At 73.2% G+C, this 14,200-nt stretch carries 15 protein-coding genes; 7 read left to right on the top strand and 8 right to left on the bottom strand.

Going from position 1 to position 14,200, the window contains the following annotated elements; all coding sequences use genetic code 11:
* Positions 1–9 precede the first annotated feature (9 nt).
* On the top strand, positions 10–219 hold the full coding sequence (locus IOD16_RS16890) for a hypothetical protein (protein WP_201440818.1): 210 nt from the start codon (positions 10–12) through the stop codon (positions 217–219).
* Between the two features lie 80 nt (positions 220–299).
* On the opposite strand, the gene IOD16_RS16885 is transcribed toward IOD16_RS16890, so the two are convergent.
* From IOD16_RS16885 to IOD16_RS16855, 7 genes are all read right to left on the bottom strand, one after another.
* On the bottom strand, positions 300–1,700 hold the full coding sequence (locus IOD16_RS16885; protein ID WP_201440817.1) for a pyridoxal phosphate-dependent decarboxylase family protein: 1,401 nt from the start codon (positions 1,698–1,700) through the stop codon (positions 300–302).
* Positions 1,697–2,959 carry an MFS transporter gene (locus tag IOD16_RS16880; RefSeq protein ID WP_201440816.1) on the bottom strand — a complete coding sequence of 421 codons (1,263 nt, stop codon included), beginning with the start codon at positions 2,957–2,959 and terminating at the stop codon, positions 1,697–1,699. The genes IOD16_RS16885 and IOD16_RS16880 overlap by 4 nt, the downstream gene beginning before the upstream one ends.
* Positions 2,960–3,097: 138 nt before the next feature.
* Entirely contained in the window at positions 3,098–4,480 is a 1,383-nt protein-coding gene (locus IOD16_RS16875; protein WP_201440815.1) for a cellulose binding domain-containing protein, read from the bottom strand.
* Between the two features lie 18 nt (positions 4,481–4,498).
* Positions 4,499–5,977, bottom strand: coding sequence for a beta-N-acetylhexosaminidase (locus IOD16_RS16870; protein WP_201440814.1), 1,479 nt, complete (start codon positions 5,975–5,977; stop codon positions 4,499–4,501).
* A gap of 24 nt (positions 5,978–6,001) precedes the next feature.
* Complete coding sequence (locus IOD16_RS16865) at positions 6,002–6,838, bottom strand: carbohydrate ABC transporter permease (RefSeq protein ID WP_236595040.1); 837 nt, start codon at positions 6,836–6,838, stop codon at positions 6,002–6,004.
* On the bottom strand, positions 6,835–7,788 hold the full coding sequence (locus IOD16_RS16860) for a carbohydrate ABC transporter permease (RefSeq protein ID WP_201440813.1): 954 nt from the start codon (positions 7,786–7,788) through the stop codon (positions 6,835–6,837). Before IOD16_RS16860 ends, IOD16_RS16865 begins: the two co-directional genes overlap by 4 nt.
* A gap of 1 nt (position 7,789) precedes the next feature.
* Positions 7,790–9,034 (bottom strand): extracellular solute-binding protein, encoded by a 1,245-nt coding sequence (locus tag IOD16_RS16855; protein ID WP_123741623.1) that lies wholly within the window; start codon positions 9,032–9,034, stop codon positions 7,790–7,792.
* A gap of 182 nt (positions 9,035–9,216) precedes the next feature.
* Between IOD16_RS16855 and IOD16_RS16850 the strand changes: the two genes are divergently transcribed.
* From IOD16_RS16850 to ccsB, 6 genes are all read left to right on the top strand, one after another.
* Entirely contained in the window at positions 9,217–10,029 is an 813-nt protein-coding gene (locus tag IOD16_RS16850; RefSeq protein ID WP_123741622.1) for a GntR family transcriptional regulator, read from the top strand.
* Between the two features lie 89 nt (positions 10,030–10,118).
* Entirely contained in the window at positions 10,119–10,526 is a 408-nt protein-coding gene (locus IOD16_RS16845; protein ID WP_201440812.1) for a VOC family protein, read from the top strand.
* An 87-nt stretch (positions 10,527–10,613) separates the two neighbouring features.
* Positions 10,614–10,931: a BlaI/MecI/CopY family transcriptional regulator gene (locus tag IOD16_RS16840; RefSeq protein ID WP_231648311.1), complete on the top strand. Its 318-nt coding sequence runs from the start codon at positions 10,614–10,616 to the stop codon at positions 10,929–10,931.
* A complete protein-coding gene (locus tag IOD16_RS16835) occupies positions 10,928–11,809 on the top strand; it encodes a M56 family metallopeptidase (RefSeq protein WP_123741619.1) in 882 nt (293 codons plus the stop codon). Before IOD16_RS16840 ends, IOD16_RS16835 begins: the two co-directional genes overlap by 4 nt.
* Positions 11,810–11,876: 67 nt before the next feature.
* Entirely contained in the window at positions 11,877–12,257 is a 381-nt protein-coding gene (locus tag IOD16_RS16830) for a hypothetical protein (protein WP_201440811.1), read from the top strand.
* Entirely contained in the window at positions 12,250–13,128 is an 879-nt protein-coding gene (ccsB, locus tag IOD16_RS16825; protein WP_236595039.1) for a c-type cytochrome biogenesis protein CcsB, read from the top strand. The genes IOD16_RS16830 and ccsB overlap by 8 nt, the downstream gene beginning before the upstream one ends.
* On the opposite strand, the gene IOD16_RS16820 is transcribed toward ccsB, so the two are convergent.
* The gene (locus IOD16_RS16820) at positions 13,110–14,072 is read right to left on the bottom strand and encodes a GlxA family transcriptional regulator (protein ID WP_201440810.1); all 963 of its coding nucleotides are present in this window, start codon (positions 14,070–14,072) and stop codon (positions 13,110–13,112) included. The two genes, ccsB and IOD16_RS16820, sit on opposite strands and share 19 nt — an antisense overlap.
* Between the last annotated feature and the right edge of the window lie 128 nt (positions 14,073–14,200).

Below are 14,200 nucleotides of genomic sequence, written 5' to 3'. Positions count from 1 at the left end.
CGACGGTCGTTGTCACGATGCCGAGGAAACCCCGACGTCGACGGCGCGGTGGGCGCGGCGGAAATCCCGGACCGGGAGGTCGCGGAGACGGCGTTCGGGGCGATGGACGTCGACGACGACGGCCGCCTCGACTGGAATGGACTGTCCGCGCACGCGCGAGGTCTGTTCACGGCGACCGACGAGTCCGCGCAGGGCGTCCGGATGGTCAGCGGCGACTGACCGCGCCGGCGCGTTCCCGAACGGCGCGGGCGCATTCCCGGTGCGGCAGCGGTCACCCGGTGGTGCGAACGCCCGGGTGCTCACGAGTACAGCGCGCCCAGGAACTCCACCAGCAGCCGTTCCCGCAGCGGCGGGCTCGCCGCCGCGAGCAGCGTGTTCACCGTCGCCATCCGCTCGGGCAGCGCGCGGTCGCCACCGCCCATGCCCGCCGCCGCGAGCAGCCCGCCGAACTCCTCGGGCGTGAGCGAATCGGGCTCCAGCCCGCCGACGAACGCGACGACCTCGGGCGCCACCCGCACCGGCCCGGCCTCGGTCGCGGCCTCCACCGACGCCCGCAGGTCGGCCAGCAGCTCCGACTCGTGCCCCGCGTTCGCCGCCGTGACCGTGAGGTGCAGGTTCGCGGGGGAGGAGCGGTAGGCGAACTGCGGCTGCACGTACCAGTTCCGCGCCTTCATCTCGTCGGCCACGGTGAACACGTCGAAGTCGTCCCGCGAGGCCGTGACCGCCAGCAACGTCGACGACGGCTCGCCCAGCACGCGCAGGCCGTCGATCTTCTCGACGCCCTCGCGCAGCACCCGCGTGCTCTCCAGCGCCTGGCGGGCGAGCGCGCGGTACCCGTCGTCGCCGATGTGCCGCAGCACCGCCCACGCGGCGGCCAGCGGTCCACCCGACCGGGTGGACTGGGTGGTCGGGTTCAGCATCGTGTAGCCGGGCCACGCGGCCGACGCGAAGTACTGAGCCCGGCGCAGGTCGGCGGACGCGTGCAGCAGCACGGACGTCCCCTTCGGGCAGTACGCGTACTTGTGCAGGTCGACCGAGATGCTGGTGACGCCCGGCACGGAGAAGTCGAACGGCGGCGCGTCCGGCGCGTGCGGCAGCACCCACCCGCCGATGCACGCGTCCACGTGGCAGCGCACGCCGCGGGCGAGAGCGGCGGCCGCGATCTCGGGCACCGGGTCGACCACGCCGTGCGCGTACGACGGCGCACTGGCCACCACCAGCACGGTGGACTCGTCGATCGCCGCCGCCATCGCGACCGGGTCGGCCCGGAACGTCCCCAGGTCGACCGGCACCGCGACCACCCGCACGCCGAAGTAGTGCGCGGCCTTGTGGAACGCCGCGTGCGCGGTCTCCGGCAGCACCACGGACGGCCGGTCGACGTCGGGCCGCGAGTCCCGGGCCGCGACGACCGCGAGCAGGCACGACTCGGTGCCGCCGGACGTGACCGTGCCGACCGTCGCGGCACCGCCGCCCAGCAGCCGTGCCGCCGTGCCCACCACGTCGTTCTCCAGCCGCAGCAGGCTCGGGAACGCGGTGGGGTCGAGCCCGTTCACCGACGACGCCAGCGCGTGCGCGGACGCGGCCAGTTCGTCCAGGCCCGGCAGCGCGCTGTCGTACACGTAGGCCAGCGTCCGGCCGCCGTGGGTGGGCAGGTCGCCGGCGCGCAACGCGCGCAGTTCGGCCAGGACGTCGTCGGTCACGCGGTCTCCTCACGAAGCAGGGGCAGGGCCGCCAGCGCCAGCACGGCCGGGATGGCGGTGAAACCGAGCAGCGCGGCCGTCACCGCGCCGGAGGGTTGCACGGCTGAGCCGTCGGTGCTCGCGACGTACCCGCCGAACGCCAGGACCAGCCCGTACACGCCGGGGCCGAGCGCCAGGCCGAGCGTCTCGCCGGCCGTCCACACCCCGGAGAACAAGCCCGCGCGGGTCGCGCCGGTCCGCCGTTCCTCGGCGGTGATCACGTCCGGCAGCATGGCCAGCGGGAACACCTGCATGCCCGCGTATCCCACGCCGATCACCGCCATCAGCGCCAGCACCGCCGCCACCGGCAGCACCCGTGCCGCGGTCAGCGCGGCCACCGCGACCGCGAACAGCACCGACGCGGCGACGAGCCCGACCCGCTTGCCGTGGCGGCGTCCGACGCGCTGCCACAGCGGCATCACCAGCAGCGCCGGCCCGACGAAGCCCGCGAACAGCGCGGTCTGCAACCCCTGTTCGCCCAGCACCAGCCGGGCGAAGTAGTCGACACCGGCGAGCATCGTGCCCAGGCCGACGGCCTGCACCACGAAGACGGCCAGCAGCAGCCGGAACGGCCGGGAGCCGCGCACCGCGGCCACCAACTCGCCCAGGCCGGCCGCCGCGGACACCCGCCGCGACGCCGGGGCGCCGCGGGTGCCCGCGACCGTGGCCAGCGTGCCGATCACCATCAGCGCCGCGACGGCCGCGCCCATGCCCGGGTAGCCGACCGCGTCCCGCACCGCCGGCGCGCCCGCGCCGCTGACCAGGATCGCCAACGCCAGGAACGCCATCCGCCACGCCATCAGCCGGGTGCGCTCGTCGTAGTCCTCGGTGATCTCCGCGGCCATCGCCACGTACGGCACCTGGAAGAACGCGTACGCCGTCGCGCAGGCCAGGAACACCAGCGCCACGTACACGACCGCGCCCGTCCCGGTGAACGGCCCGGCGAACAGCAGCGCGAACAACACCGCCGTCGCCAGCCCGCCGCGCAGCAGGAACGGCCGCCGCACCCCGGCCCGGTCGCTGATCCGGCCCACCACGGGGTTGAACAGCACGTCCCACGCCTTCGGCACGAGCACCAGCAGGCCCGCGACGGCCGCGGGCACGGCCAGGCCGTCGGTCAGGTAGGGCAGGAGCAGCAGACCGGGCACGGTGCCGAACGCGCCGGTGACGAACGACCCGGTCGCATAGCCCGCACGGGTGCCACGAGTGATCTGCCGCATAGGCGGAAGAGTTTCGCATTCGACCCCCTGCCTGCGCGAGGGCCAATTCCGGGGGCCGGACCACGAGCGGGCCGGACCCCGGATCGCGGCAGGGCCGGACCCCGGGCCGGGCGCCGCCCGACCCGGGGTCCGGTCGGACTAGCTCGCGGGCACCGTGTCGACGTGGTCCACGCCGGACGAGCGGTAGCCGGTCACCTTGGCCTGCACCTGGGCCGGGCTCAGCACCTGGTCCTTGGCGAAGTACACGTAGTCCACGTGCTGCTGGTAGGCGCGGTCACCGGGCGCGCCCGCCAGGCCGCCCGAGATGAACCACAGGTTGAAGTTGATCGACATCGGCGTCTCGGGGTAGTACTTGTCGCCGTGGTCGGCCACCTGCGCGCCGTCCACGAAGTACTTCACCCGGCCGCCCGCCACCTGGATCACCAGGTCGTGCCAGCCGGCGTAGCTCTGCCGCTGCTCGCTGTGGACGTTGTCCGCGACCCACGGCTCGTTCTGGTAGGTCTCCCAGGTCGTCTCGTACAGGATGTTGGCGGGCTCGCCCCACCCGCCGTTGGGCAGGTACTCGAAGTCCAGCTCGCCGTAGTTCGGGTCCATGTTGCTGTTGAGCGGCGTGATGGTGAAGAACGTCTGCACCACGTGGTCGCCGTCGGGGCCGTAGACGGGCGCGTCGGAGAACTTCACCCGCGCCGCGTACGTGCCCTCGAAGAACTTCCGCTGGTGGAACAGCTCGGTCTGCCGCGCGGTCGACCCGTTGTTGGACGACTCCAGCCGCATCGACTTCTGGCCGTCCACGGTCGGGAACGTCACCATCGCCGGGTCCCACACCGCGCCCGGCACGCCCGGACCGCCGCCGCCCGAGCGGACCGTCCAGCCGCGCTGGGAGATCCGCGAGTCGCCGGAGCCCGTGTAGTTGAAGTCGTCGAACAACGCCGGGCCGTTCGGGTTCGGCGGTGTCGAGGACGTGGTGGTCGTGGTCGGACCGGTGCCGCCGGGCGACGTGCCCCACAGCAGGGTCGTGCCCCGGTGCACGGTCACCCGCGTCCACGCCGAGTAGGTGCTCGCCGCGCGGAACGAGTAGTCGTCGGACTGGGTGATCGGCCCCCAGTTCGACCGGTAGAACCTCAGTTGCAGGTCGCCGCTGTCGGCGCCGGGGGCGAGCGAGCCCGCGCCCGCGGTGAACCCGACCTCCAGGTACCGGTCGGCCGGACCGCCGGTCAGCGTGCCGAACGCGCCGGTGACGTTGCCGCAGCCGCGCACCGCCCACGAGCAGGCGAAGCGGTAGCCGACGTCGGGCGTCTCGGACTTGAAGTAGTAGCGGACCTTCAACTCGGACAGCGGCACGGTCGTGCCGCCGATGTTGACCAGCTTCAACCACGGTTCGACCTGGTCGGTCGTCGCACCGGACGCGCTGGTCCGGTACTGGGCGGTGACCACGTCGGCGGCCATCGCCATCGGTGCGGCCACCAGCGCGGCGACGGACACCGCGGCGGCTCCGATCGCGGCGATCATGCGTGCGGACACTTCGGTTCTCTCCTCAAGTCAGCAGGGTGGGACAGGGGAGCGGGCGTCGTCCTCCTTCCTCGACAGGGGCACGGACAGCGCGCTCAGGCGGCCGGTGTGCGCGCGCATCCGTTCGGTGAAGTCGGTCCAGGACGGGCGTTGCGCCCAGAGCGCGTCGGCCAGCGCCGCGAGCCGGGGGTACGCCAGCCGTTCCAGGTGGTGCGCGGTCGGCACGTACTCCGTCCAGAGCGCGCACTGGGCGCCGAGCACCCCCTCGGGCAGCGGCAGGTGGTAGACGTCCCGCGCGGTCACCACCAGGCCGGGCTGCCCGGCGGGCTCGTCGGGGTCGGCGGACTGCGGGTAGTCCAGGTAGGTCGACCGGTGCGGGGCCATGACGACGTCGTGGCCGAGGTCCAACGCGGTGCGCGCGTCCGCCGCGTCACGCCACGGCATCACCACCACGCGCGGGTCGCCGATCGGCTCCCACGACACCGGCACGCGCCCGCGGCCCACCACGTGGTCGGCCATCGCGCGCAGGAACCAGCCGTGCAGCTCCCGCGGCCCGGCCAGCCCTTCCTCGCGGACCCGCCGGAAGGCGCCCGGACTGGACTCCCACTCCGAGGTCGGGCACTCGTCGCCGCCCAGGTGCACGTGCCGGCCGGGGAAGACGTCGATCACCTCGTCCAGGACGTCGCGGCAGAACTCGAGCACCGCGTCGTCCACGCCGAACACCTCGTCGCTCACGCCCCACCGCGTCCACACCGGCAGCCGGCGGCGCGGGAAGTTGCCGAGGTGGGGGTAGGCGGCCAGCGCGGCGCGGGCGTGGCCGGGCATCTCGATCTCCGGCACGATCCGCACACCGCGTTCGTCGGCGTAGGACACCAGGGCGGCCAGTTCCGCGCGGGTGTACGAACCCCCGTGCGGCACGCCGTCGCCCATGCTCTCCGCGCGCCACCCGCCGACCGAGGTCAACCGCGGGTGGCGCGGCACCGGCATCCGCCAGCCCTGGTCGTCGGTGAGGTGCAGGTGCAGCACGTTCAGCTTGTGCACCGCCATCAGGTCGACGAACCGGCGCAGCACCGCGACCGGCTGGAAGTGCCGCGCCACGTCCAGCAGCACGCCTCGCCAGGGCAGCCGCGGCGCGTCCCGGACGTCCACCCCGGGCAGCCCCCAGTCCACGCCGGACACGGGTCTCGAACCCATCGCCGTCGGCGCCACCAGTTGCCGGATCGTCTGCACGCCGTGCGCGAGCCCGTGACGCGTGGCCGCGCGCAACACCACCGCGTGCTCGTTCACGGTCAGCGCGTAGCCCTCGTCGCCGAGGCCGACGAGCCGGTCGTCCAGCGCGAGCACCACGCGCCCGTCTTCGTGCAGCGGCAGCGGCAGGCCGGTCGCCGGGCGCAGCAGCGCGCGCAGCAGCCGGGCCGCGCCCTGCGCGCCGGGCGTGGCCCGGATCGCCGTGTCGCGGTCGAGCGCGAACCGCCCGTGCCGCCGGATCAGCCGCGTCGGTCTTGGCACGATCACGAGTACCCCCAAGGAACGTCAGCCCTTGACCGCGCCGCCGACGATCCCGGTGGTCACCCGGCCCTGGAGCACGAGGAACACCAGCAGCACCGGCAGCATGAACAGCGTGGAGGCGGCCATGGTCGCGCCCCAGTCCGTGCCGAACGTGTTGCTGAACGACGACAGCCACACCGGCAGGGTGCGGTCGTCCTGGTTCTTGATGATCAGCACGTTGGCGAAGGCGAACTCGTTCCACGCGGTGATGAACCCGAACAGCGAGGTCGCCAGCAGCCCCGGCGCGAGCAGCGGGAAGACCACCCGGCGGAAGGCCTGCGCCCGCGAGCACCCGTCGACCAGCGCCGCCTCTTCGAGGTGGACCGGGATGGCGGCGAGGAACCCGCGCAGCGTCACGACGGTGAACGGCAGCGTGATCATGAAGTAGACCAGCGTGAGCATCCACAGCGTGTCGAGCATCCCGGTGTCCCGAGCGATCACGTAGATCGGGATGAGCAGCGCCTCCCACGGCGTCATCTGCGCGACGAAGACCATCAGGATGAACCCGCGCCGCCCCTTCCACCGCAGCCGGGCGACCGCGAACGCCGCCAGCAGGGCCACCGCCAGCGACAGCAGCACGGCGCCGCCCGCGACCACGACGCTGTTGCGCCAGAACGACCAGAACCCCTGCGCCGACACCGCGGTGCCGAAGTGCTCGAACGTCAGCGACAGCGGCAGGAACGTCGGCGTCGCGGCCTGGATGTCCCGGGTCGGCTTGAACGCCGTCAGCACCATCCAGTACACCGGGAACACCGACACCACGAAGACGACCGCCGCCGCGACGCCGCGCAGCGCCCTGCCGGTCGAGACCCGGCCGGTCACGAGAGCTCCTCCTGCCGGTACATCTGCCGGAAGTACGCCAGCAGCGCCAGCACGAGCAGCAGCACCATGAGCATCGACACCGCCGCGCCGAGGTCGTAGCGCTGCAACGACTGCGCGACCTGGAACGCGTACACCGGCAACGTCGTGGTGGCGCGGCCCGGCCCGCCCTGGGAGATGACCCAGATCTGCACGAACGCCTTGACCACCCAGATCACCTCCAGGCAGGTGATCAGCCCGAACATGGCCCGCAGCACCGGGAAGGTGATGGCGGAGAACACCCGCCACGCCCCCGCGCCGTCCATGCGCGCCGCCTCGTACAGGTCGGACGGGATCGTCACCATCGCCGCGTACAGCGACAGCGCCGCGAACGGCACGGACTGCCACACGATCAGCGCGACCAGGATGGCGAACGTGGCGGGACCGTCGGCGAACCACGCGTAGTCGCGGTAGCCGTCGAACCCGAGCTCGACCAGCGCCCAGTTGACCACCCCGAGCCGGGACTGGAACAGCCACTGGAACACCGTGGTCGCCGCGATCACCGGCGTGGCCCACACCAGCACCAGCCCGGACATCACCAGCAGCCGCGCCCACTTCCCGAGGCGCACCAGCAGCAGCGCGACCGACGTGGACAGCACCATGATCAGCACGACGTTGATCGCGGTGAACACCAGCGTCCGCCGCACGACCGCCCAGAACTCCGGGTCGCCCAGCACCCTGGCGTAGTTCGCCAGGCCGACGAACCGCGCGTCGCCGCGCACGAGCTGCGGCAGGCCGAACTCCTGCACGGAGATGAGCACGTTGCGCGCCAGCGGGTACAGCAGCAGGAACCCGGTGGCCAGCACGGTCGGCGCGATCAGCAGGTACGGCCACCACGACGTGCGGCGGCGGCGCGGCGGGGGAGTGGTCGACGGCGGGCGGCGTCGCGCCGCCCGCGTCAGCGTCGTCGTCATGCTAGGCGCCCGAGTTGAGCGCCTGGGTGATCACCTTGTCCGCCTCGGCCGCGGCCGTCGCCGGGTCGGCGCCGGTCAGCACCGCGGTCAGGAACTCCTTGATCGGGTTGCGCGCCTCGACGGCCGCCCAGTTCGGCGAGTTCGGCGTGGCCCGGCCGTTGACCGCGCCCGCCGCCATCGCCACCGCGCCGGGGTCGTCGCCGACCGCGCTCGCGAGCGACGTCCGGTTGGGCACGTAGTTCATCGCCTTGGCCAGCTCGACCTGCCACTTCTCCCCGGCCAGCGCCTTGACCACCTGGTAGGCGCCGTCCTGCCGGGGCGACGCGAGCGGGATGATCAGGTCGGAGCCGCCGGTGAACACCGCGCCGGGCGTGGCCGCGGTCTTGCCGGGGATCGGGAAGAAGCCGAGCTGGTCGGCGAGCGCGGGGTTGGCCTTGGCGACCAGCTCGGCCGCGCCGGGCACCGCGATGAACTGCGCGACCTCGCCGCCCGCGACCACGTCGGTCTGCTGCGGCTTGGCCTCGTCGGAGTCCTTCGGCCCGTCGCCCAACGCCTGCAGGCGGCGGTAGAAGTCCGCGCCCGCCAGCGCCTCCGGGGTGCCGAGCGCCCCGGACCACTCGTCGCCGTCCTGCCGGGCGAGGTCGCCGCCCTCGTCCCAGACGAAGCCGGAGAGCACGTACCAGTTCTGGCCGGGCAGGTAGATGCCCTGCGTGTCGCCCTCGTCGAGCTCGGCGGTCGCGGCCAGCCACTCGTCCCGGGTCGTCGGCGGCGTCACGCCGGCCGCCGCGAACAGGTCCTTGCGGTAGATGACGACCCGGTTGGCCGCGTAGAACGGGATGCCGAACTGCTTGCCGCCGACCGCGCCCGGCTCGGCGAGACCGGGGATCCAGTCGTCGCCGCCGAGCTCGCCGACCTTGGCCGACAGGTCGGTGACGCCCTCGCTGGAGGCGTACTGGGCGACCTGGGTGTTGCCGACCTCGATCACGTCCGGCGGGTCGGTGCTGGCCAGCGCGCTGGTCACCTTCTGCGTGATGCCGTTCCACTCCTGGACCTGGATCTTCAGGTCCAGCTCGGGGTGGTCGCGCTCGAACTCGGTCTCGAAGCGGCTGACGAAGTCGTCGGTGGCCGAGTCCTTCATCAGCCAGACGGTGATGTCCTGCTTGCCGCCGGACTCGCCCGGGTCGGAACCGCAGGCGGACAGGACGAGCAACGACGCGAGGACGAAGGCGACGGGGCGGTGCGGCACGTCTCACCTCTCAGCTGACCAATTGGTAAACCTCGGTGGAGCCTGTCCGAAGATGGCATAGACCAATGTGGCAGTCAACACCCAGTTCACAGGCATGAGAGCGCTCTCGATCTTGGTCGACACCGACCTGACCACTGGTCTGACATACTGGTCGAGGACCACGCAAGACGAAGCGAGGCGGCATGGCCGAACCGATCCTCAAGCGCGAACGGGTGCGCGACTACCTGCTCGAGCTCATCGAGACGCACCCGCCGGGCGCGCCCATCCCGGCCGAACGGGCGCTGTGCCGGCAGCTGGCGGTGTCCCGGCCCACGCTGCGCTCGGCGGTGGACGAACTGGTCAACACCGGCCTGCTGATCCGCCAGCACGGCCGCGGCACGTTCGTCGCGCCCGCCAAGATCACCCAGGAGCTGGTGGCGGCCGACCGCGCGATGACGGTGCCGCAGGCCGGCGGCGCGTGGACCAGCCGGGTGCTGGAGCACGCCCGCGTCCCGGCCGGCGCGCGGGTCGGCCGCCGGCTGCGCGTGTCGCCGGCCGCCGAGATCACCTACATCGCCCGGCTGCGCCTGGTCGACGGCGCGCCGATGGCGATCGAGTACCTGCACGTCCCGGTGGCCGTCGCGCCCGGCCTCACGGTGCAGGACATGGAGTCCGGCAACTTCTACGACCGGCTGGCCGACCACGGCGTGCACGTCAGCGACGCGGTGCAGTCCATCGAGCCGACCGTCACCAACGACGCCGAGTCGACGCTGCTCGGCGTGCCGGTGTTCGCGCCCGCGCTGCTGTTCGAGCGGCTGACCAACGACACCACCGGCCGTCCCGTCGAGTACGTGCACTCGCTGTACCGGGGCGACCGCTACCGGATCGTCTCCAGGCTGTCGCTCGCGCCGTCCGCGCCCGCGCCCGGCGCGCGGACCGGTCACCACCCCGGCATCCCGCCGGGTGACCTGTCCTCGGGCCAGGTCCGCTCGGCCACCACGGGTGACGTGCAGTAGCGCCTGGTCGACGCGGGGTCCGTGCCCCTGCGGACGGCCGGTCGTGCTGCCAGGATGGGGCCGCCCGCACGACCTTCGAGGAGGACACGGTGACCTCTCGGCTCAACCCCTACATCAGCTTCGCCGGCAACGCGCGCGAGGCGATGGAGTTCTACGAATCGGTCTTCGGCGGCACGCTGCGGCTCACCACGTTCGGCGAGTACGGCCAGGCGGACGCGCCCGAGGCGGGGAAGATCATGCACGCCATGCTCGAGACGTCGAGCGGCTACGCGCTGATGGGGGCCGACACCCCGCCCGGGATGCCGCACAACCCCGGCGACAACATCACCGTGAGCCTCAGCGGCGACGACGCCGCCGAGCTGCGCGGCTACTTCGAGAAGCTGTCCGACGGCGGCAACGTCACGGTGCCGCTGGAGAAGCAGATGTGGGGCGACGAGTTCGGCGCCTGCCAGGACCGGTTCGGCATCTCCTGGATGGTCAACATCAGCGGCTCGTGAGCCCGCCCGCCGCCGCGCCTCGTACGATCGCCCCGTGACGGGTGGAGGGTGCCGGTGAACGGGCTCGGCGAGCTGGAACGTGCCGCGATGGACGTCCTGTGGGATCGCGGCGAGCCGGTCGCGGTGCGGGACGTCGTCCGCGCGCTCGCGGACCGCGACCTCGCCTACACGACCGTGATGACGGTGCTGAACCGCCTGGCGAAGAAGGGGTTCGTCCGCCGCGAGGCCGGTGAGGGCCGTGCCTGGTACTACGCGCCGGTGGCCAGCCGCGAGCAGTACGTCGCGCGGCTGATGCTGGACGCGTTGTCGCTGACCGGCGACCGGGAGACCGCGCTGGCGCACTTCGCGCAGTCGATGACCGCGCCCGAGGCGGAAGCGCTGAGCCAGGCGTTGGACGAGCGGTGAACGCCGCGCTGCACCTGGCGGCGACGTTCGTGCTGTGCGTGGCGGTGGCCGGTCCGCTCGCCCGTGCCCGGTGGGTGTGGCGCGCGCCGCGGACCGGGATCCTGCTGTGGCAGATGCTGGGCCTGTCGTGGGCGCTGTCCGCGGTCGGCTTGCTGCTCGCCCTCGGCCTCGCGCCTCACGACGCGCCGATCCCGGTCGCGTTGGGGCGGTGGGCGGACGACGCCGTGCGGGGCGACGTGACACCGCTCGCCCTGCTGGTCGTGCTCGGCCTGCTCTCCGCGCTGGACCTGGTGATCGGCCTGCTGTGGACGTGGGGCTCGGTGCTGCGGGTGCGGCGGCGGCACCGCGACGTGCTGGCGCTGGTGGCCCGCCGGGACGAGGCCGCGCCCGGAGCCTTCGTGCTCGACCACCCGAACGTGGTCGCCTACTGCGTGCCCGGCGCGCGCTCGGCCGTCGTGCTCAGCTCGGGCGCCCTGACCGCGTTGACCCGCGACCAGGTGGACGCCGTGCTCGGCCACGAGCACGCGCACGGGCGCGAGCGGCACGACCTGGTGCTGCTGCCGTTCAGCGCGTTGTGCTCGGTGCTGCCGAAGGTCCGCCTGGCGCGGTCGGTCGCGCGGGCGGTGGCGTTGCTGGTGGAGATGCGGGCCGACGAGAGCGCGAGCCTGCGCCACGGCGCCCAGCCGCTCGCCTCGGCGCTGCGCAGGTTCGGTTCGGCGCGTCCGCCCGAGGGCGCCCTCGGCGCGGCCGACGTCGCGGTCGCGGCACGGCTGGTCCGCCTGGCCGGTCTCCCGCCGCTGCCCGCCGCCCTGCGGTGCTCCGCCCTGGTCGGAGGGCTGGTCCTGGTCGGCATCCCGCTCAGCTTCCTGGTGCGGTGACCCTCTCCGGCGACTACTACAACGTGTAGTGCTACGTTTCGTAGTAGTCGTGTCGGAGGGGTTCTCGATGATCCAAGTCTTGGCGACCGCGTTGACGGTCGTCGCGTTGGCGGCCGCGGTTTGGGCGTTGGCGCTCGCCGTGCTCGACCGCCCGATCACGTTGCGCACCAAGCCGACGCTCGGCCTGGCGGCGGTCGTCCTGCTGCTGGAGGCGGGGCTGCTGGCGCAGGCGGTCGCCGGCGCGGTGGCGGTGCTCGGCTCGGACCGGGAGCTGGACCGGGCCACCTTCCTCGGCTACCTGGTCGGCGTGGCGGTCGTGCTGCCGCTCGGCGCGGTGTGGTCGGTGGCGGAGCGGTCCCGGTGGGGCGCGGGCGTGCTGGCCGTGACGTGCCTGAGCGTGCCGGTCATGATCCTGCGGCTCGACCAGCTGTGGGCCGGCCGTGGGTGACCGCCTCGTGGGCCCCGCCCTGCTCAGCGACTGGCTGTTCACCAGCGCGTTCGGCGTGTACATGCTCGCCGCCCTGCTCTGCTCGGCCGAGTACGCCCTGACCCGCCACGCGGTGGACCCGCCCGCGTTCGCCGTGCGGCTGGGGCGTTCCGGCGTCGCGCTGACGGTCCTGGGTGCTCTGCTGCACCTGGCCTCGGTGGTGCTGCGGGGCGTCGCGACCGGCCGCGTGCCGTGGGGCAACATGTACGAGTACCTGTCGGCGGTCGGGCTGATCGCCGTCGGCGCGTGGCTGTACCTGGTGTGCCGGCACGACCTGCGCCGCATGTCGGTGTTCGTGCTGCTGCCGGTCGCGTCGCTGCTGTTCCTGGCGGGCAACCGGCTCTACGCCGAGGCCGCGCCGCTCATGCCGTCGCTGCGCTCGTACTGGATCGTCGTCCACGTGGCCGCCGCGATCATGGCCAGTGGCGTGTTCCTGCTGTCCGGCGTGGTCAGCGCGCTGCACCTGGCCGGCTCGGGCGAGTTCTCCAGGAAGGGTGCGCCGCGCCGCCGGCTGCCACCCGCCGAGGACCTCGACAAGATCGCCTACCGCACCGGCACGGTCGGGTTCCTGACGCTGACGTTCGCGATCGTCACCGGCGCGGTGTGGGCCGAGCAGGCGTGGGGCCGGTTCTGGGGCTGGGACCCGAAGGAGACGGTCGCCTTCGTGTCGTGGGTCTGCTACGCCGCATACCTGCACGCGCGCGCCACGGCCGGGTGGCGCGGCCGGCGCTCGGCCTGGCTCAACGTCGTCGGCATGGTCGTGGTGCTGTTCAACCTGTTCTTCGTCAACCTGGTCGCGGTCGGGCTGCACTCCTACGCGGGGGTCGACTGAGCGGGCGCGCGGAACGCGGAGCGGTAGGCGTGGGGGTTGGTGCCGACGACCCGCTTGAACCGGTCCCGGAACGCGGTGGGCGACCCGAAGCCCACCCGTGCGGCGATCCGGTCCACCGGGTGGTCGGTGGCCTCCAGCAGGTGCTGCGCCCGGCGGATGCGCGTGCGGTGCAGCCACTGCAACGGCGTGGTGCCGGTCTGCTCGCGGAAGCGGCGGTTGAGGGTGCGGGTGCTCATGCCCGCGTGCGCGGCGATGTCGGCGAGCCCGAGGTCGCGCCCGCAGTTGTCCTCCATCCACCGCAGCACGGGTTCGAGCAGGGAGCCGCGGGTCGTCGGCGGCTGCTCGTGCACGATGAACTGGGCCTGGCCGCCTTCGCGTTCCAGCGGCATCACCGACAGGCGGGCGGCGTCGGCGGCCACCGCGGAGCCGTAGTCCTGGCGGATCAGGTGCAGGCACAGGTCCAGCCCGGCGGCGGCGCCGGCCGACGTGAGCAGCCGGCCGTTGTCCACGTAGAGGACATCGGGGTCCACGTCGATCTCCGGGTGCCGGGCCGCCAGCGCGGGGGCCGCCGACCAGTGGGTCGTGGCGCGCAGCCCGTCGAGCAGCCCGGTGGCCGCGAGGATGAACGCGCCGGCGCAGATCGACGCGAGCCGCGCGCCACCGGCGGCCGCGCGCCGCAGGGCGTCCAGCACCTCGTCCGGGACCGGCGCGGTCGCGTCGGCGCAGCCGGGCAGGATCACGGTGTCCGCGTCGGCCAGGGCGTCCAGGCCCCGCGGTGGCTGGAGGGTGAACGCGCCCGCGTCGACCGTCGGCGTGGCGCCGCAGACCAGCACGCGGTAGGCCGGTCCGCCGTCGGGCAGGCGGGTGCGGCTGAACACCTCGATCGGCGTGGACAGGTCGAACGGGACGACCTGGTCGAGGGCGAGGACGGCGACCGTGCGCATGCCGGAACCGTAGCGGCGCGACCGCCGTGGCCACGACGTGCGGGGCACGGCGCTCTGCTCCCGGTCGTCCAAGCGGCGCGGCTCACCGCCGGGCAGGTGCTCCTCGGCTGCACGGCCTGCGCGACGAC

Source organism: Saccharothrix sp. 6-C, assembly GCF_016695385.1.
In the GTDB taxonomy this organism is placed as follows: domain Bacteria; phylum Actinomycetota; class Actinomycetes; order Mycobacteriales; family Pseudonocardiaceae; genus Actinosynnema; species Actinosynnema texasense.
The sequence above is the reverse complement of the archived record's forward strand: the minus strand, read 5'-3'. Positions and strand labels throughout refer to the sequence as shown.

Excerpts from the sequence above, each read along its gene's own strand:
- IOD16_RS16880 (WP_201440816.1), bottom strand. The coding sequence starts at position 2,959 with ATGCGGCAGATCACTCGTGGCACCCGTGCGGGCTATGCGACCGGGTCG.
- IOD16_RS16860 (WP_201440813.1), bottom strand. The coding sequence starts at position 7,788 with ATGACGACGACGCTGACGCGGGCGGCGCGACGCCGCCCGCCGTCGACC.
- IOD16_RS16850 (WP_123741622.1), top strand. The coding sequence starts at position 9,217 with ATGGCCGAACCGATCCTCAAGCGCGAACGGGTGCGCGACTACCTGCTC.
- IOD16_RS16840 (WP_231648311.1), top strand. The coding sequence starts at position 10,614 with ATGGACGTCCTGTGGGATCGCGGCGAGCCGGTCGCGGTGCGGGACGTC.
- IOD16_RS16830 (WP_201440811.1), top strand. The coding sequence starts at position 11,877 with ATGATCCAAGTCTTGGCGACCGCGTTGACGGTCGTCGCGTTGGCGGCC.
- IOD16_RS16820 (WP_201440810.1), bottom strand. The coding sequence starts at position 14,072 with ATGCGCACGGTCGCCGTCCTCGCCCTCGACCAGGTCGTCCCGTTCGAC.